This is a genomic window from Vibrio sp. 10N.261.51.F12 (assembly GCF_041471725.1).
GTDB lineage: Bacteria > Pseudomonadota > Gammaproteobacteria > Enterobacterales > Vibrionaceae > Vibrio.
In genome coordinates, this window is record NZ_JBFROV010000038.1 from 27,444 (window position 1) to 46,862 (window position 19,419).

Here is a 19,419-nt window from a genome sequence, read left to right on the forward strand (position 1 = left end):
CAGGTGGCATTAGCCACCTGTTTTTATATTTACAGCACGATAAGTACCTAAACGTTTATTTTTTGTAAACAGCCACATAGAGATATGTTCCAATTACTGGTATAATCCTGTGACTCACGTCATATTATTTATGATGATCAAAGTAATAAGTTGTTCGCATCAAGGCTAACAACCTATTTTCATGCCTGCTATGGCTCTTTGTTTATAACAATACAAACGGAAAAGTAATGAAAAGCAAACTGTATGCTAGCGCACTTTGTGCGGCGACTCTCTTCACTACACCGGCGTTTGCTGCCAACGAAGAACTCTATTTTTATAACTGGTCTGAATACATCCCGAATGAAGTCTTAGAAGACTTTACGAAGGAGACAGGCATTAAAGTCTACTACTCAACCTACGAATCTAACGAAAGCATGTATGCCAAGTTAAAAACTCAAGGTTCAGGTTATGATTTAGTGGTTCCTTCTACGTATTTTGTTTCAAAAATGCGTAAAGAAGGCATGCTTCAAAAAATTGATAAAGAAAAACTATCACACTTCAAAGATTTGGATAGTAACTACCTTGATAAACCTTTTGATCCCGACAACAACTTTTCTATTCCTTACATTTGGGGTGCAACGGGCATCGGCGTAAACACGGATATGCTCGATAAGTCTACCGTTACCAGCTGGGATGACCTTTGGGATCAACAGTGGGAAGGTCAATTAATGATGATGGATGACTCTCGTGAAGTATTCCACATCGCGCTAACTAAGTTAGGCTACTCTCCAAATACGACTAACCCGGAGGAAATAAAAGCCGCTTACGAAGAACTTAGAAAACTGGTTCCAAACGTACTTGTTTTCAACTCTGATTTTCCCGCAAACCCATATTTAGCAGGCGAAGTGTCATTGGGTATGTTGTGGAATGGTTCCGCGTATATGGCTCGCCAAGAAGGCGCTTCTATTGAGATTGTTTGGCCCGACAAAGGTACAATTTTCTGGATGGATAGTTTAGCGATTCCTTCAGGTGCCAAAAATGTTGAAGCGGCACATAAGATGATTGATTTTCTTCTTCGTCCTGAAAATGCAGCAAAAATCGCACTTGAAATTGGTTACCCTACACCAGTCAAAACCGCTTACCCGCTACTTCCTAAAGAGTTTGCGGAAGATCCAAATGTATTCCCGCCACAAGAAGTCATGGATTCGGGTACATGGCAAGATGAAGTAGGCGAAGCCGGCACGTTATACGAAGAGTATTTCCAAAGGCTCAAGGTTGATAACTAAGCCACAAATAATTTGCTAATTGCAAGAAAGCCAATTTAAGCGAAGTGTCATTGATTTATTAAGCCCTCGTATCGAGGGCTTAATATTATCTTGGTATTACCGCTTTATGGTTTTAGTTCGACTCAGCAGGAAGTGGCGTTATTATGTGTTTGGATTGAAAGGACTTCTTTTACAAGTTTAGGGACTTCAATGCTTGCTTTACCATAGCGCTTTTCTTCAAATTCACTCTCAACTGCACTCGGCTCTAAATTTATCTCAATCGTATGGGCGCCATGCATTTTAGCGTCATGCACAAATCCTGCTGCCGGATACACCACGCCTGACGTCCCAATAGAAATGAACAAATCTGCAGCCTCTAATGCGGAGTAGATATCCCCCATTCTTAAGGGCATCTCACCAAACCAAACAATGTGTGGGCGAACTTGACTTGGAAGTTGACAACAATGACATAAGTCTCCAGTGACAATGTCACCTTTCATCTCCGTGACCTGCCCTGACTCTGAACAACGAGCTTTTAGTAGTTCACCATGCATGTGAATCACATTGTCACTGCCACCACGTTCATGAAGGTTATCGATGTTTTGGGTAATTATCGTCACAGTGCCTTCTAGATCACGTTCTAACTGACCAAGTGCCAGGTGTGCCGCATTCGGAAGAATACTCGTTTGCTGAAGCTTATGGCGCCTTTGATTGTAGAACGACTGAACTAAATCCGGGTCTCGTGCAAAACCCTCTGGGGTCGCCACATCCTCAATTCGATGGTTTTCCCACAAACCATCTTGTGCTCGGAAGGTTTGGATTCCTGACTCAGCCGAGATACCAGCGCCCGTTAATACTACGATATTCTTGTAGGGGAACTTCATTAACATTCCTTGTTCTGACGTAGAGTGATACCACAAGATTAACATGGAATTAGACACCTGCCCTATATTTACGCCTTAGACCATAGTCTAATGTGCCACATTTCAATAAGTTAATGGCTTTTAAATCACGTTGTTCTTGTAAAAATCATAATCCGAGACAAAAAAAATAAGCATCTTAAGATGCTTATTTTTACAAGTAGAACTCAATTCGCTTGTGACAGTAATGCAGTAGGCTTACATTCAATTAGTCTTCACTTGTTGATGATATTTTATGAATCGCTAAATCTGCACCATTAAATTCATCTTCTTCAGACAATCTAAGGCCTGTTAATTTGTCCAAAATACCATAAACCATAAATGCACCAACCAAAGCAACGGCAATACCAGCAAGCGTTCCAACGAGTTGAGCCGCTAAACTCACCCCACCTAGGCCTCCTAAGGCACTTTGACCAAATATACCTGCCGCGATACCACCCCATGCTCCACATAAACCGTGCAGTGGCCATACACCTAACACATCATCAATTTTCGTTTTGTTTTGAATATAGGTAAATACCCACACAAACATTGCGCCGGCAATTGATCCGGTAATAAGAGCGCCGATTGGGTGCATTAAGTCCGAACCAGCACAGATCGCTACTAAACCTGCTAACGGTCCATTATGAATAAAGCCTGGGTCATTTTTGCCGACAATGAGTGCCGCTAAAATGCCACCTACCATTGCCATCAGTGAATTCATCGCCACTAAGCCACTAATACCTTCTAGCGCTTGCGCTGACATAACGTTAAAACCAAACCAGCCCACACTTAGAATCCAAGCACCTAAAGCAAGAAAGGGAATGTTTGACGGTGCAAAGTTGGTATGTTTACCAGCACGTACACGGCCCCTTCGCATCCCCAAAAATAGGACGGCAACCAATGCTATCCAACCACCAACACCATGAACAACAACGGAGCCAGCAAAATCATGAAAGCCTGCTCCAAACGTTGTTTCGAGCCAGCCTTGAAAACCAAAGTTTCCGTTCCAAATCATCCCTTCAAAGAACGGGTAAACCAGTCCTACGGTAAAGAACGTTGCCAATAATATTGGATAAAACCTCGCGCGCTCTGCAATACCCCCAGAAACAATCGCGGGAATTGCCGCTGCAAACGTCAATAAGAAAAAGAATTTAACCAGTTCATAACCATTACCTTGCGACAGTGTTTCCGCATCTGCGAAGAAGGTTCCACCGTATGCGACCCAATAACCTATAAAGAAATAAGCGATGGCAGACACGCCAAAGTCCGCAAGGATTTTGACTAAAGCATTTACCTGGTTTTTGTGTCTTACGGTTCCAACCTCAAGAAATGCAAATCCTGCGTGCATCAGAAATACCATGATGGCACCAAGTAACAGGAACAATGTATCTGAACTTTGTGTGAGGGTTTGTACGGCGCCATGTACCTGTTCTACCGAAGGGGTCATGTATCAATTACTCCTTTAAACGAAAAATATCCTGATAAGCACTAATATTGTGCTCTATCTTATTGTGACCACACCATAATGGTGACCACAATCAGCATTCATTTAGTAGAGCAAAATCCATTCCAAAAAGCACACACTGACAAAATTAACATAATGCTCTGTTATTAAAGAATTTATTATTTAATAACAGACTCGCGAGAGTGACACCAACTCATCTGGTTGCACCTCGATGGTGAAAAGCACCAATATAGGGCGCACCGATTTGTTGCAACTTTGTTTTATATGTTGCTAATTCAAACGTATTAGTACTGCATCGACGGCCGTTACTATGCACCACCTCAAATACCATCATATTAAATGTTACTAATAACACCACGCTCCAACTCAGCGTTACATACTTTTAGAAAAGAAAAAGGCTCCATTTAAATGGAGCCTTCGTAACGGCAAATCTTATCCAATCACATCTATTGTGTTGTATCGATAAGTTGCGGTCCTTTGTCAAACGTCAAAGGAATATTTTGCTTTAGCATACTCATGCCTTTGAACATTCTGATAATCCAAACAACAATAGCAACCGCCGCAAACACCATCCCGACATACGGGATGACGTGTGCTAACTGATCTATCCAGGTCGCTTGGTACCAATAATGCGTAACACCTTTTAGCAATCCGTTAGAGGTTGCCACTGTCACAATAAGAACGACAAAGAATGTTAGATTAAGAAAAAACGTGCGTATCAAACCATAATAATGAGAATTGACCACCTCACCATCTTCTCCTTTGTCCAACCGATATCCAGCATAAATAATCGCAATGACACCCGAAAGAAGCAGTGTAAATGGCGTGAACAGGCTCAAGATATACGCATACCAAATACCTTTATGATGTTGGTCCATAATAACAGACACTCCTTTACGTCAGTTTCTCATCAGGTTTCGTTGCCGAGGTTGCTCGTGAATCACCCATGGCCTCAGTTTCTTGGCCTTGTTTGTCTTTCACTTCCTCATACCACAAATCATGATGTTCTTTTGCCCATGTTTCATCGACATCACCCGTGACCATTCCTTCGAGGGCCCCTTCCATACCGAATAAACCAATGTAAATATGAAATACGAATCCACAGATCAGAATTAGCGCAGAGAACATGTGAACCAAGTTCGACAATTCCATATCACGGCGAGTTTGGCCAAATATTGGGAAATCCATAATGAGTCCACTCACTGCGGCAACGGCACCAAAACAAATCAACAACCAATAGATTGCTTTTTCGCCACCATTAGAAAATCCAGCCGATGGGTGCTTTCCTTTATGCTTACCAACCATGCCCCCGAGTTTCATAAACCACTGCATGTCTGTCTTATTAAAAATGGACTTCCTCCACCATTTAAACAGCACAGCAAACAATAAAATGAAGAACAACGGACCCACGTAGTTATGGTATTGCTTAGCGATGTAAATCGTCCAACCCCATAACTCTGTAGGAACATAAGGCTTCATAAAATGCTTACCGTAAACAAGCATCAAGCCACTAAAAGCCAAGGTTAAGAACGTAAACGCCATGCTCCAATGAAGTGCACGGTCCATCCGAGACCATCGCCTTATTTTTTTACCTGTCCTCGCCGCACTAAGTTTAAGCGGACCAACAATAAAGTACATCAGCACTACCATTGCGATACTGCCAAAAATGGCGACAGCTGCTGCAGGCGACATCCATTTCTCTTTTAAAATGAACCAGGTTTCACCCGGAGTACTAATGAGTACTCCATGTTCTGGTGACGCAGAGGTTGTTGTACCTTTTCCCCCTTCCTTAACTGCACGCCAATAATCAGCGCCAGCTAACTGGATCATCTCACTTTGGACCACCTTGTCATTTTTGCTCTCTTCTGCTTTGACTGCAAACGACAACATCAGCATCAATGCTGCCAATAATGGCAGCATTGCAAGAGCTTGGTTTCTAAGCGTACTTAGCATACATGCTCTCCATTAGCTCTTTGTTGCGTCATAAGAAAGATCGTTGCCATCGGTCCAACCCGCATTTTTTGCCCCACGCTCAACGACACGTTGGCGGAAAATGTCAGACACGGTTTCTGCATCACCTGCAAGCAACGCTTTAGTCGAACAAAGTGATGCACACATTGGCAACTTGCCTTCCGCTATACGGTTTGCACCGTACTTAGCGCGCTCTTCTTCTGAGTTATCTTCAGTTTCAGGGCCGCCAGCACAGAAAGTACACTTATCCATTTTCCCACGCTCGCCAAATGACGCTTGCTTAGGAAATTGAGGGGCACCAAACGGACACGCAAATAAACAGTAGCCACACCCAATGCATAAGTCTTTGTTATGCAGCACGATGCCATCTTCGGTATGCTCAAAACAATCAGCAGGACAAACGGCCATACAAGGCGCATCCGTACAGTGCATACATGCCACCGAGATAGAATTCTCACCTGGTTCGCCATCGTTTAACGTAACGACTCGGCGGCGTTGTATACCCCACTCAAGTGCATCATCGTTTTCGTTTTTACATGCTGTGACACAGCCGTTACAGTCAATACAACGTTTGGTGTCACAAAGGAATTTCATTCTAGCCATGTTATGACTCCTTACGCTTTCTTGATGTTACAAAGGGTGACTTTAGTTTCTTGCATCTGCGTTACCGGATCATAACCATAGGTTGTGGCGGTGTTTGCAGCTTCACCAAGAATATAAGGATCACTACCCTCTGGATATTTGGAACGTAGGTCTTCACCTTGGAATTTGCCGCCAAAGTGGAATGGAACGAAAGCTAAACCGGGCTTCACGCGACGTGTAACCAGTGCTTTAACTTTAATTCGTCCTTTTTCTGCACCTTCGACCCAAACCATATCGCCATCTTTAAAGCCGATATCATTCGCATCTTTCGGATTGACTTCGACGAACATTTCACGTTGCAGTTCTGCAAGCCAAGGGTTGGAACGCGTTTCTTCTCCGCCCCCTTCATATTCAACCAATCGACCAGACGTCAGAACAATCGGATACTCCTTCGACTTATCTTGATCTTGAATCGATTTGTAAAGTGTCGGTAGTCGGTAGATAGACTCACTATCATCCCAAGTAGGATAGTCAACGACCAAATCACGGCGTGGGGTATACAATGGCTCTCTGTGTAGCGGCACTCGATCGGGGAACGTCCAAACAATCGCACGCGCTTTGGCATTACCAAAAGGCATACAGCCATGTTTAATCGCGACTCGTTGTATGCCACCAGATAAGTCAGTCTTCCAGTTTTTACCTTCTGCTGCGGCTTGTTCGTCTGGTGTTAGATCACCCCACCAACCCAACTGTTTAATCAGCTTATCGGTGAATTCTGGGTAACCATCTTCAATTTCACACCCTAACGAATAACTGTCTTCAGCCAGTAAACTTTCGCCTTCGAATTCCACGCCAAATCGAGCACGGAAGTTACCACCGCCCTCTGCGACAGGCTTCGACGTATCGTAAAGAATATGGGTACCTGGGTGTTTCATTTCTGCAGTACCCCAACATGGCCAAGGTAAACCGTAGGTTTCTCCGTTTGCCACACCACCTTCTGCAACGAGATTGTTTTTATTGAATATATGCCAGTTCTGTTGGTGTGCCTTTAAGCGTTCCGGGCTTTGTCCGGTATAGCCTATAGTCCACATACCCTTGTTAAATTCTCGAGTAATATCTTCTATTAACGGCTGATTATTTTCGACTTTAATGTTCTTGAACAATTGGTCAGCAAAACCAAGTTTTTGCGTTAGCAGATACATGATTTCATGATCGGGCTTGGAATCGAATAGTGGTTCAATGACCTTATCACGCCACTGTAGCGAGCGATTCGATGCAGTGACTGAACCATAGGTTTCAAACTGCGTGGTTGCGGGCAATAGATAAACACCGTCGGTTCTATCGTTCATGACTGCCGCGTGCGTTGGATACGGATCCACAATCACCATCATGTCGAGTTTAGACATGGCCGATTTCATTTCGACGCCACGAGTTTGTGAGTTGACCGCGTGACCCCAATAGAACATTGCCCTAATGTTATCATTTTGCTCGATGTTGTCTTTGTTTTCCAAAACGCCATCGATCCAACGAGATACGGGAATACCCATATTATTCATTGGTTTCTTACCACGGTATTCATTCTGGTCAAAACGTCCTTTGACCCATTCGTAATCCACGTCCCACACTTTAGCCCAATGCTTCCAAGAACCATCCGCTAAGCCATAGTAGCCAGGTAACGTATGTGAAAGCACCCCTAAATCGGTTGCGCCTTGAACGTTATCGTGACCACGGAAGATATTGGCACCGCCGCCAGATTTACCCAAGTTACCAAGCGCCAGTTCTAACACACAGTAAGCACGAGTATTATTGTTTCCTGTCGTGTGCTGAGTACCACCCATACACCAAATAATACTGCCCGGGCGGTTGTCAGAAAGCAGTTTAGCCGCTTTATAGACGTCAGCTTCGCTGACACCCGTAACACGCTCTACCTCTTCTGGGCCCCAATTCGCGACTTCTTTACGAATCTCGTCCATACCAAACACACGTTGGCGAATAAACTCCTGGTCTTCCCATTTATTCGCAAAAATATGCCATAGTAGTCCCCAAATAAAGGCGACGTCTGTACCTGGTCTTAATGCACAGAAGTGGTCTGATTTTGCGGCGGTTCTCGTTCGACGAGGGTCGGCAACGACAATTTTACAACCATTCTTTTCTTTGGCGATCAAGATATGCTGCATAGCGACAGGATGCGCTTCTGCAGGGTTGGAGCCAATAAATAGCATGGATTTACAGTTATGCATGTCATTGAACGAGTTCGTCATCGCCCCGTAACCCCAGGTATTTGCAACCCCAGATACGGTTGTAGAGTGACAAATACGAGCCTGGTGATCGACGTTATTTGTGCCCCACAGTGATGCCATTTTTCTAAACATGTAGGCTTGTTCGTTGTTATGTTTCGCACTTCCAAGCCAGTACACAGAATCCGGTCCTGATTCTTCCCTTATCTCAAGTACCTTGCTACCAATTTCCTCAATGGCTTCATCCCAGGTGAGTTTTTTCCATTTTCCGCCTTCTAGCTTCATTGGGTACTTAAGTCGGCGCTCACCGTGACCATGCTCGCGCAGTGCTGCACCTTTTGCGCAATGTCCACCGGCATTGAAGGGATGATCAAACGCAGGTTCTTGCCCTGTCCAAACACCATTTTGTACTTCTGCATAGACACCACAGCCCACAGAACAGTGAGAACATATCGTGCGCTTAATTTCCGTTTTCGCGTCGGCATCGACAGACTTTGCTTCTGCTTTTTTAATCATGCCTGGTGCAAACATATAGGCACCCGCAGCAGCACTACCGGCAGCAATCGTTGAAGTGCGCATGAAAGTACGACGGCTGATGCCTAATTTGTTTTCTTGTGTGCTCACAGTTTTGGAGCGTTTAGTCAGTTTCATCGGTTCGCTCCTAAAGTGTGTCGTAGTAGTCTTTGATGTGTTGAGTTTCGCGATAGCCTGTTTTCTTTTTCTCATCTAACGGCGCTTCTACAGCATCATTAGTGGCAGCGTGCGCGGTTCCAGTTATCACTGCACCGGCAACTGCGGCTGTCGCAAATCCTTTAAGTAGATTACGACGACTCTCGTTACATAGAGCCTGTTCATCTTGTTTCTTTTGCTTGCTCATATATTGCTCCCTTAGTGGATACTTTTACTCTTTGAGTATGTGTATCTCTAGTAAGCTGAATTACTTAGTCCAGTATGTTTACGTTATTCAATTATTTGGTAGTGATGTTCTTTACGTCGATTTTCATTTTTGTCTTAGTCGAGGTAGGGCTCACGGCATACGCGACCTGCTCCACATTAAGAAATGCATTCATCAAAACAGCGACAGCTTGGTAAAATTGAGCGCTTGGGGCTGATTCCATTTGGCGACAAAGTGCGTCGTACCACGTCGCAATGTGTTGATTAAAAAATATTTTTGCTTCGGTGTTGTCATCTTGATCAATCAATACCGCCATCACCTCAAACAACGCTGCGATATGGTCCTCTGGCTCTTTTACTGTGTCTTCGCGTTCAAGCCCCAAGTCCGCCAAAGATTGACGAACTAATGCGAGTGGCTTTTCCATTAACGAACCGGTTAAATGCCAAGAAGCGAATGGTACAATTTCACCTTTACCAATACCCACAAACATGTCTTGGTATTCATCTTCAACACTACTGACTTCCGCATTTTTGGCAGCCTGAGATAACGCTAGCCAAGCAGTGGTCATTTCGTTGATGCCAGTCTCTACTTCAAGACTGGCTAAAAATTCCAATAGATCTCGATCTGGAGCCTGACGACATAACGTCGAAAGCAGAAGATAGATATCGCTGCGTATTTCGTGATGTTGCTCTTCCATCATCTCGGCTCCTAGATTTTCAATTGTTGTTCTGGATTTTCGGCCATCGCTTCAAATACATCCACGACTCTACAGTCTTCGCACATCGCGATACGGCGTAATGACATCTCGTCAGAAAAATGTGAGTGACCGCGTAACTTCTCTTGAAGCATGGTAATCATAGACTGTGGTGCAAAAGCTTTCCCACAACGCAAGCACTCCGCTGCTTTTTCTTCGTGAAGAGCGACAACCGATTGGCGTTGTTCCATGTCCCAATTAAGTTGCTGTGTTAATGACAGTGCAGACTCCGGACACGCTTTTTCACACATGCCACATTGCACACAATCTTGTTCAATAAAATCGAGCGCAGGTCTATCACCGGTATTGTGTAATGCCTTAGTAGGACAAACCGCAACACAACCCATGCATAGGGTGCATTTGCTGGTCTCACAGATAACAGAACCAAATGGCGCAGTAGAAGGAAGGGGTTGTATTGTTTCGACAGGAGCATGTTGCGCTGATAACGCGTCTAACGAAAAGTACAGCCTTTCGCGTTTATCACCTTTGATGTCGCCCAACATTAAATTCAGCGGTTGAGTGACTAACGTAGGTAGGCCTTCTCGGAGTGACTCCAGATATAAAACATCGATTGTTTCTCTCGCAAGCCCTAAATTTTCTAGCAACAGCTGCGCCATACCCACTTCGCGGTTTAATACCGTTTGAATCGTCTCTGGCATGTGACGACTGGCGGCGAAAATGACTTGTGTAGCCCCGTTAACCAAGGCAGCAAACCAAGTATCCATGCCTACCGATGGCAGCTCCTCAACGACAATGGGGATCACGTTATCTGGTAAGACTTTCAATGCCATTACATTGTAGGTTTCATGGCGGGAGCTGCAGATAAGAATGATGGCATCCTTACCGCCTTTTTTATGATAATTCGCCAGTGTTCGTTCAATAAATTTTTGTGTCTCTTGTGGCGTTGGCAAAGCATAGTGAATTGCCTCTGTTGGACACGCTGTCGCGCATGTCCCCACGCCTTGACAAAGATAAGGGTTGATTTCAATTTTATGCCCTATTTTGTCATTGCCTTCACTTGATAACGCACCCGCGGGGCAAGCATCCACACAGCGCTCACAGCCTTTTACGCCTCTCGAACTGTGCGCACATAAATCCGTATCCAAGCGAAAGTATTTAGGCTTATCAAACGTGCCCATCAGGTCTGGAATTGCCTCAAGCGCTTCGGCTAGTGTTGGATAACCACGCCCTACTGGATAAAAGCCCGGGACAGGTACTTGCTCCGACATGCATCCATTCAAGGTGTGATCAAGAACGATATCAAAACAATCTCTTCCCACTGAGACTTCAGCGAGATTGAGGGTTTGCTGATTACTTTGAATATTGACGGTGAACGTACCTAGAAAGCCTGAAATTTCCACGCTGTCAGCGAAGTATAGGTTGGATTGCTCTGGTGCTGGCACACCATCTGTCGACAATAGGGTCAACGAATGCATGCTACTAAGCTGTTCGGCGGTGCTGGTGATAATTGCCGTAGGTCCAACGATAAGAGTATCACCGTGGCTTTCATAGCTCACGGTCGGTGGGATGAGATTGGCAAGCTCTACGGTGTTTTCAAAAGCATAGAGGCGAGCGGTTCCATTTGCTGTTGTCGATTCTTTTAATAATTGTTTTATCATTGCGTCTTCCAGTGCAGGGATCTTTGCCCCATAGCTTTGGCGTTTTTCGCCATTCCGTAAGAAATTGCAATTTTTGTTCCAACTCGGATTGATGTTTAAAACACAATGATTTTGAATAATTATCGTATGAGAACACCGCTTTGCGCAGCTTTACGTGGAGACAGGAACTAGATTGAGACATTTTGTCTTAGTTATATCATTTAGCGACTGAGACAAAATGTACCTATTTTTTGTGTGGTAAATATTGTCTCAATCAAGCACTTAATAGTGCCAGCGCATCTCTTTATGAATGTTTAACGCTCACGCTCAACAGCACCAACTGACGGTGACCGATCATCGGATATTAAGGTTTCATTGCCTTCCGTATCGGTAGCATGCGCATCACTGTTGTTATCGTTGCTACTGTTACTATCGTTGCTGTTATCACCCTTTAACGGACGACTTTCGTCAGCGTGATCACCTTCAAATGAAGCGTTATCCTTGTCGTCTGAATCGTCTAAAAGCTCAGGAGCTTGAGTCTCGGTTTCCTCCACTACTTCATCAACATCCAACTCATCGACCTTATTAACCCATTGACGTAATGTATCAGCAACGCCCGCAGCTAAAGGCTTCACCGAGGCATAGTCATGATCATAATCATTAAGGCGGTCAACCACATTAAACTCTGGGCTCAAAAACATCTTTCTTAGGGCCGCCTTTTTGGCGGCTTTATCCAGTCCCGTTTTTGACATTAATTCTGACATAGATAAAGATTCAACGGCCACATCATCATCGAGTGCTGACTCTGCATTATCGTCTAAATCTATGTTGTTATTCAGCGCCTCCTCGTCCACACCCGTCGCGCTTGAAGCCGGGCCTTGTGTTTCGATAGATGATTCCGGAGCATCATGCATACTACCGTCTGCTTCAACCACCTCATTAGCCACGTCATGAGATGAGAGGCTCTCTTCTTGCTCTGAGTCGAGTTTGCGTTGCGACCAACGCGAAATAAAACTATTTTTCACTAGAACGCCCCGCTCCCTTACGCTTCTTGCGACGTACCTCCAGCAGTTCGCCATGGCGCCCAATAAAGGCTTCCATCCACGCCTGTATGGCCAATGGCATCGCATGAGACAAGACTAAATAGTCGCCATCCATAAAGGAGCCCGCGACACCTTGCGAGGCCGTCACAACGATTGGCGTGACATCAGATTCGTCATTGTTGTCGAACACAACAAAAATCATTGGGCTATTGGAACTGAGATTAAAGCGATAATCAGTCCGTTCATCACGATGGAGTTCGAGTAAACCATGAGGGCTATTCAGATCGACATTCGTTAGTCCAAATCCGTTCAGTTCACGCTGGGTGGTCGTCCACCTTCCCACTTGTTTTTCTACCGCAACAACCTGGATCTGTAACGGCCATTGATTTTCATTCTTTTCTCGCGATGCTTGCTCTAACGCTCTGTTTTTATTTGGAGTGGCACCGGTTGTATTCACTTCTACATCATTGCGTGTATTCATTCAGCGTCCCCACATTGGCACTTAAATTGCTAATTCATTTCATTTGCTAATTCCTAATTACGAAGCAATAATCAAGCCAACAGGATGAAGTTAACAAGCTCATCCTACAAGGCGCTACACTAGATAAGTTACCCTAGAAAAAAGGACACGATGCGTGGTTAAGCCAAATATCATTAGAACAAGCGAAAACCCTCTGCAAACGATGGAAGTCGAGGTCGTCGACGAATATGGTGAAAAACTCGTCAAACAAATTGCCTGCGAACGCCCCCTTACCGTCATGCTCAATTGGAAAGAAATCGTTACGCTCATGACCCTCGGTTCGCGGCCGGATTCATTGGTACTAGGTTATTTAAAAAACCAAGGGTTTTTATCCGATCCGCACTCTGTTGAGTCCTTAATCATCGATTGGGAAACACATTCTGCCGCTGTGATAACCAATGAAAACACCGATTTTTTAGAAGAAGCACTTAAGAAGAAAACCGTCACATCTGGCTGTGGCCAAGGCACAATGTATGGCAATGTGATGAAGCAACTTGATGGCTATCAAGTCCCGCAAACACCACTAAAGCAGTCACAGATCTATGCCACATTAGAGGCACTGACTCACTTTAACGACACCTATAAAAAAGCAGGGGCCGTTCACGGCTGTGCGATTTGTCACAACAATGAAGTGTTGTCATTTGTTGAAGATGTGGGCCGACATAACGCCGTCGATACATTGGCGGGTGAATTATGGGTCAATGAGGAAAACGGTAATGATAAGATCTTCTACACGACCGGGCGACTCACCTCTGAGATGGTGATTAAAGTCGCACAGATGGGCATTCCCGTTCTGCTCTCTCGGTCTGGGGTAACACAGATGGGCCTAGATTTAGCTCAACAATTTGGCATTACGACCATCGCGAGAGCGAAAGGCATGCGCTTCCAAGTATTTACTGGCAGCGATAAGCTCGATTTTGATGTGAAGGGCAATCAATAACAGACAAGTCTTTATCGATTAAAAAAGAGGCGGCCAATGGTATTGGCGGCCTCTTTTTGTATTTGTGCTTAGTGCTTAGTGCTTAAGTTCCATTCCAACGCTTACGCGTCTACACCACGCATTTTTAAGTATTCTTCGTACGTACCTTTAAAATCGATGATCTTGTTGTCTTTGATTTCAATGATACGCGTCGCCAATGAGGATACAAATTGTCTGTCATGCGAAACAAATAACAACGTGCCCTTGTAGTTTTCAAGCGCTAAATTAAGTGATTCGATAGATTCCATATCCATGTGGTTGGTAGGTTCATCCATCAACAACATGTTTGGTTTATGCATCATTAATTTACCAAGCAGCATACGACCTTGCTCACCACCAGACAGGACTTTCACTGACTTTTTGATGTCATCTTGGCTAAACAACATACGGCCAAGGAAGCTACGAACAACCTGTTCATCGTCGCCTTCTTGACGCCATTGTCCCATCCAATCAGTTAGGTTTAGATCTTCAGCAAAATCATGAGCATGGTCTTGTGCGTAGTAACCAATGTTTGAGTTCTCAGACCATTTAAACGTTCCTGATTTTGGCTCTACCGCGCCTGACAATGTGTTCAACAAGGTGGTTTTACCCACGCCATTCTCACCAATTATAGCAACACGCTCACCCACTTCGAAGATAGCATTAAAGTCAGACCATAGTACTTCGTCAAAGCCGTTAGAAAGATCTTCAATAATTAACGCGTTACGGAACAGTTCTTTCTCTTGCTCAAAACGAATGAATGGGTTTTGACGGCTTGACGCCTTCACTTCATCGAGTTGAATCTTATCAATTTGCTTCGCTCGAGACGTAGCTTGCTTAGCTTTAGACGCATTAGCAGAGAAACGAGAGACAAACGTTTGAAGTTCAGCAATTTGCGCTTTCTTCTTGGCATTATCAGACAGTAGACGTTCACGAGCTTGAGTCGCCGCAAACATGTATTCGTCATAGTTACCCGCATACACGCGAAGATCGCCGTAATCCAAGTCAGCCATGTGTGTACAAACACTATTTAGGAAATGACGGTCATGCGAGATGATGATCATCGTACAGTTACGTTGGTTAAGCGTTTGCTCCAACCAGCGAATGGTGTCCATATCCAAGTTGTTCGTTGGTTCATCAAGAAGCATGATATGCGGGTCTGCAAACAAGACTTGAGCTAATAGAACACGTAGTTTCCAACCTGGTGCAACCTCACTCATTAAACCGTAGTGCTGCTCAAGTGGAATACCCACGGCTAGCAGTAATTCGCCTGCTTTCGACTCCGCCATGTAACCGTCAAGTTCTGCAAACTCAACCTCAAGATCCGCGACTTTCATGCCGTCTTCTTCGCTCATTTCTGGCAAAGAATAAATACGGTCGCGCTCTTTCTTGATGTTCCAAAGCTCTTTGTGACCCATGATAACCGTGTCAACAACAGAGAACTCTTCATAAGCAAACTGGTCTTGGTTCAATTTAGCAACGCGCTCATTTGGATCGCAAGAAACCGTGCCGCTGGTTTGCTCGAGCTCACCACTTAGAATTTTCATAAATGTGGATTTACCACAGCCGTTCGCACCGATTAGGCCATAACGGTTACCGTCACCAAATTTGATTGAAATATTTTCAAACAGTGGTTTTGCACCGAACTGTTGAGTGATATTAGCGGTTGAGAGCACAAGCGTTACCTTTGAGAATGAACAAAACTGCGCAACCGTACATAAAGTTTGCCTTGGTTGCAAGCAGCAAAGTAATGACCACTAAAGCTTTTACTGACAAACCGGCGATTAACTCATCATTTCCAATGCAACATTCACGCATTTTCAATTTTCTACAGCCAAGACGAGCAGAGTCCGTTTAGGCTAACTACACTATATAGCGTTAGACAATACTAATTTTTACAGTCAGTTACAGGCAGTGTGCAGAATCATGAAAAAGCTCATCCTCCTTTTCTCGTTATTCCTGTCCCTTGGGTGCGCTTCAGCATTTGCCAAATGGGATTACCAAGATGAAAGCACACCCGTACTTTCACAAAGCGCCATCGACTTAGATAAAGAAGTGGCTTCTTTTCCGAGTTCGTTATTTTTAACTGCAAATGATAGAAATAAAATTCGTCAACTGTTGTCTGTTGCGCTCGACTTGCAGGATGACGAAATAGTCGCATTTGATAACGCGCTGAATGCCTACCGTGAGAGCACCGATAATAAAGAAGAACGATGGCTTGTTGTAGAAAGCCGCTACCTCTCGTTAGTAAGCCTCAGCCATAGCAAACAACGTTTACTTGATTTGGCGTCCGAGCGAACTCGAGAACAACTCACCGGCTTTGGTCCAGATGGTGTCACTCAGTTTAAACAAGAGCTTAAACTTACCACCCTCAATGTTGAATATTTTGCATTTTTGCAATTCATCAGCTTAAAGACGCTGATAAAAGAGATTTTTATTTCCCCTATCCCAGTCATTTGGGCTGGGATAAAAGTCTTTTTTATCTATTCATTATTGATGTGGTGGCTTGCCAATCAAAAACGTTTATTTGAGCAGTTCAAAAATCATGTCACTTCTAACATCTCGAATCCTCCTATTTGGATCCGACTTATTTGGATCCGACTTATTTGGTACATTGGCCGTGCAAGCCGAGCCATCGCATGGTTAATAGCAATCACGCTGTCACTGCGAGTTTTAACCACTATTGAGGCTTTAGAACACCTAATTTATTTAGAGATATTTACGTGGTGGGTGTTAGGAGGATCGATTGCCATCAGCTTCATTCTTGAGTTTGCTCACCGTAATAGCCTGGCGTCGAGTCCAGAAATTGTTGCCTTGCGTCTGTCTACCATTCGTCGTTATATTTGGAGCTTTATCTTAGCTGGTGTCGTGCTGCAAATATCATCAGAAACACTCGGCAAAGGTACCATTTACTATTGGATTGTTAGCGCGTTTTCTTTCTGGTTCGCATTTATAACGCTAACCGTCATAGCAATGTGGAAACCCACCGTATTCCGTTCACTTGAACGAGTCACCGAGAAGCCATTGATCATCGTTTGGGCATCTCGAAAAAAAGATGCTTTCTTACTGGGAATCATCGCCACAGCCATTGCGACAGTCTGGCTTACTTTTCATAACCTTAAGAATCGAACGATAGGATTGCTATCGCGCAATGCGTTTTTCAATCAGGCGCTTACTTATTTATTTAAGATAGAAGTCGCGAAGCAAACAGGTACCAACGGTGACCAAAATCTAGTACGTATTAAAGGTAATGAGGCGTTCGAATTTATCTTGCCAGGTAATGAAACAAGCCCGTTGATTGATTATGCCCAAAGCGAAATAAAACAGCTCTCTCAATACCTGCTCACCGATAATCCAGCAATCTGCGTTGTCACTGGAGAACGAGGGGTTGGCGCAACAAGTCTGCTGAAACAACTTCTTCATCGAACGAAAAACGCTGAACCGATTTATATTAATTGCCCACTCGCCGGATATAACGATTTATTGACCGAGCTCGCCGTTAGCTTAGGTTTAGAACCTGATACCAGTGAGGTGAAAATCCTGACGCTCTTACGCAAAAGTGAGATCCCCTACCTCATCGCGATTGATAATTGCCAAAGGCTTGTTAAACCCAAGGTTGGTGGATTGAATGATTTAATCAGGTTTACTAATTTACTGCGTCGTTCAAAGAAAAATCATCGCGCTGTGTTTGCTATCGAAAAAGCCAGTTGGCGATTTGTCGATCGCGCTCGTGGCGAGCGCTTGCTCTTTGATTGGGTCGCATTTTTGCCTCGCTGGACTGAAACCCAAGTTCAGCAATTACTTGATACGCGGATTAATCGAGAAATTAACAATCCATTAAGCTTTGACGGGCTGGTCGTCCCAAAGCAATGGGATAACGACAGTGAGACAGAAGAAGAACGCGCTCGACAAGGCTTCTACCGTATTCTTTGGCACTATTCAGATGGTAACCCAACCGTTGCTCTACGCTTCTTTCGCTTATCACTTCGAAGAAATAAAACGGACAACAGCGTGGTCGTTCGTCTCTTCCATGCCCCTGAATCAGAAGAGCTCGAAAAAATGCCGAAGCCTATGCTCGCAATATTACGTTCAATTGTGCAACTCGAAGCGGCGTCGCCTGATGATCTTTCAGACTGCACCCAATTAACCCTCTCTGAGGTTATTGGGACGCTGCGTTACTTTCAAAGCCGAGGATACATTGAGTGGACGGAAGACAAAGCGAGAGTGTCCGACCATTGGTTCAGACACATTACCAACGTCCTTGATCGTCAACACTTACTGGTTAAATAAAAGGGTTATATTTATGAAAAAGTGTATTCCTGTCATCGCCCTTCTGTTAGCGCCAAGTGTCGTATACGGCGAAGATACGATGGCCTCGGTTGAAAACATTACACAATTTACCAATTTGATTCGTTGGTCCGGTGTGATTTTTAGTGTGCTCATCATGATGGGAACTTGGATCTTAATAAAATTCATGAACTCCATGGTGGATAGCATTGGTGGACAGTTTGTTCAATATCGAATGCTGTTGCAAAAATTCCAATCGTTCCTGCAGTTTTTTATCTACATGACTGCAGGTTTATTAGTCTTCATGCTCAGTTTCCGCATTAATGACCACATTCTTGCGCTTATCGGCGGCACGCTCGCGGTCTCCGTGGGGTTTGCCTTGAAGGACTTAGCGGCTTCGTTTATCGCAGGGCTAACCGTAATGATTGACCGCCCTTTTCAAGTAGGTGACCGCGTCACGTTTGAGGGTAATTACGGTGACATTACCACCATCGGATTGCGCTCAGTGAGGATGCGAACGCTGAATGATGACATCATTACGATCCCAAACAACAAGTTTTTAAATGAGGTGACGGTCAGTGGTAACTATGGTGCACTCGACATGCAAGTGGTGATTCCATTTTATGTTGGAATGAATGAAGACATCGTAAAGGCTCGAAACCTGATTCAAGAAGCGGCGTCTTCAAGCCGTTATATTCACCTACCCAAGCCAGTGACAGTGCTAGTGAAACAAACCATCACGGACAATTACCTTGCGGTTCAACTAACCTGCAAAGCCTATGTTGTTGATACTGCCTATGAAAAGCTATTCGAAACAGATATTACCTTAAGAGTGATTGACGAGTTTCGTAAACATAACATTAATGCGCCACAAATCGCCGTGCATAGCACCAATCGAATACAAGATTAATGGGCAACGTCGACGAATTACTCACGTTGTTGAAACTGGACGCTATCGCTGAG

16 protein-coding genes are annotated in these 19,419 nt (G+C 44.3%); 4 read left to right on the forward strand and 12 right to left on the reverse strand.

Translation table 11 applies throughout. The features are described from left to right. Positions 1-227 precede the first annotated feature (227 nt). Positions 228-1,265, forward strand: a complete 1,038-nt coding sequence (locus AB4405_RS20000) for an extracellular solute-binding protein (RefSeq protein WP_372062540.1) — start codon at positions 228-230, stop codon at positions 1,263-1,265. A 122-nt stretch (positions 1,266-1,387) separates the two neighbouring features. Here AB4405_RS20000 and cobB read toward each other — a convergent pair whose 3' ends face one another. The 11 genes from cobB to AB4405_RS20055 form a co-directional block, all read right to left on the reverse strand. After that, on the reverse strand, positions 1,388-2,128 hold the full coding sequence (gene cobB, locus AB4405_RS20005) for a Sir2 family NAD+-dependent deacetylase (protein ID WP_102470131.1): 741 nt from the start codon (positions 2,126-2,128) through the stop codon (positions 1,388-1,390). Positions 2,129-2,372: 244 nt separating this feature from the next. After that, complete coding sequence (locus tag AB4405_RS20010; RefSeq protein ID WP_372062541.1) at positions 2,373-3,593, reverse strand: ammonium transporter; 1,221 nt, start codon at positions 3,591-3,593, stop codon at positions 2,373-2,375. Positions 3,594-4,057: 464 nt separating this feature from the next. Beyond that, positions 4,058-4,489, reverse strand: a complete 432-nt coding sequence (locus AB4405_RS20015) for a hypothetical protein (RefSeq protein ID WP_102470128.1) — start codon at positions 4,487-4,489, stop codon at positions 4,058-4,060. 16 nt (positions 4,490-4,505) lie between these two features. Then, complete coding sequence (locus AB4405_RS20020; protein ID WP_372062542.1) at positions 4,506-5,564, reverse strand: formate dehydrogenase subunit gamma; 1,059 nt, start codon at positions 5,562-5,564, stop codon at positions 4,506-4,508. Positions 5,565-5,576: 12 nt separating this feature from the next. After that, on the reverse strand, positions 5,577-6,185 hold the full coding sequence (fdh3B, locus tag AB4405_RS20025) for a formate dehydrogenase FDH3 subunit beta (protein ID WP_102470126.1): 609 nt from the start codon (positions 6,183-6,185) through the stop codon (positions 5,577-5,579). An 11-nt stretch (positions 6,186-6,196) separates the two neighbouring features. Continuing rightward, positions 6,197-9,052: a formate dehydrogenase subunit alpha gene (locus tag AB4405_RS20030; protein ID WP_372062543.1), complete on the reverse strand. Its 2,856-nt coding sequence runs from the start codon at positions 9,050-9,052 to the stop codon at positions 6,197-6,199. A 10-nt stretch (positions 9,053-9,062) separates the two neighbouring features. Beyond that, entirely contained in the window at positions 9,063-9,278 is a 216-nt protein-coding gene (locus AB4405_RS20035; RefSeq protein WP_102470124.1) for a twin-arginine translocation signal domain-containing protein, read from the reverse strand. Positions 9,279-9,369: 91 nt separating this feature from the next. After that, the gene (locus tag AB4405_RS20040; protein WP_102470123.1) at positions 9,370-9,993 is read right to left on the reverse strand and encodes a molecular chaperone; all 624 of its coding nucleotides are present in this window, start codon (positions 9,991-9,993) and stop codon (positions 9,370-9,372) included. An 11-nt stretch (positions 9,994-10,004) separates the two neighbouring features. After that, positions 10,005-11,669, reverse strand: a complete 1,665-nt coding sequence (locus AB4405_RS20045) for a 4Fe-4S dicluster domain-containing protein (RefSeq protein ID WP_372062544.1) — start codon at positions 11,667-11,669, stop codon at positions 10,005-10,007. Positions 11,670-11,962: 293 nt separating this feature from the next. Then, positions 11,963-12,673, reverse strand: a complete 711-nt coding sequence (locus AB4405_RS20050) for a DUF3306 domain-containing protein (RefSeq protein WP_372062545.1) — start codon at positions 12,671-12,673, stop codon at positions 11,963-11,965. After that, entirely contained in the window at positions 12,663-13,172 is a 510-nt protein-coding gene (locus AB4405_RS20055) for a DUF3305 domain-containing protein (RefSeq protein WP_102470120.1), read from the reverse strand. Before AB4405_RS20055 ends, AB4405_RS20050 begins: the two co-directional genes overlap by 11 nt. 154 nt (positions 13,173-13,326) lie before the next feature. On the opposite strand from AB4405_RS20055, the gene AB4405_RS20060 reads away from it, so the two are divergent. After that, complete coding sequence (locus AB4405_RS20060) at positions 13,327-14,151, forward strand: formate dehydrogenase accessory sulfurtransferase FdhD (RefSeq protein WP_372062546.1); 825 nt, start codon at positions 13,327-13,329, stop codon at positions 14,149-14,151. 101 nt (positions 14,152-14,252) lie between these two features. Here the strand turns inward: AB4405_RS20060 and AB4405_RS20065 are convergent, their stop codons facing one another. Continuing rightward, the gene (locus AB4405_RS20065; protein ID WP_372062547.1) at positions 14,253-15,845 is read right to left on the reverse strand and encodes an ABC-F family ATPase; all 1,593 of its coding nucleotides are present in this window, start codon (positions 15,843-15,845) and stop codon (positions 14,253-14,255) included. A gap of 250 nt (positions 15,846-16,095) precedes the next feature. Here AB4405_RS20065 and AB4405_RS20070 point away from each other — a divergent pair, with 250 nt between their 5' ends. Together AB4405_RS20070 and AB4405_RS20075 are read left to right on the forward strand one after the other, a co-directional pair. Beyond that, positions 16,096-18,459 carry an ATP-binding protein gene (locus AB4405_RS20070; protein WP_372062548.1) on the forward strand — a complete coding sequence of 788 codons (2,364 nt, stop codon included), beginning with the start codon at positions 16,096-16,098 and terminating at the stop codon, positions 18,457-18,459. A 13-nt stretch (positions 18,460-18,472) separates the two neighbouring features. Next, entirely contained in the window at positions 18,473-19,366 is an 894-nt protein-coding gene (locus AB4405_RS20075; protein ID WP_372062549.1) for a mechanosensitive ion channel family protein, read from the forward strand. Positions 19,367-19,419: the final 53 nt, after the last annotated feature.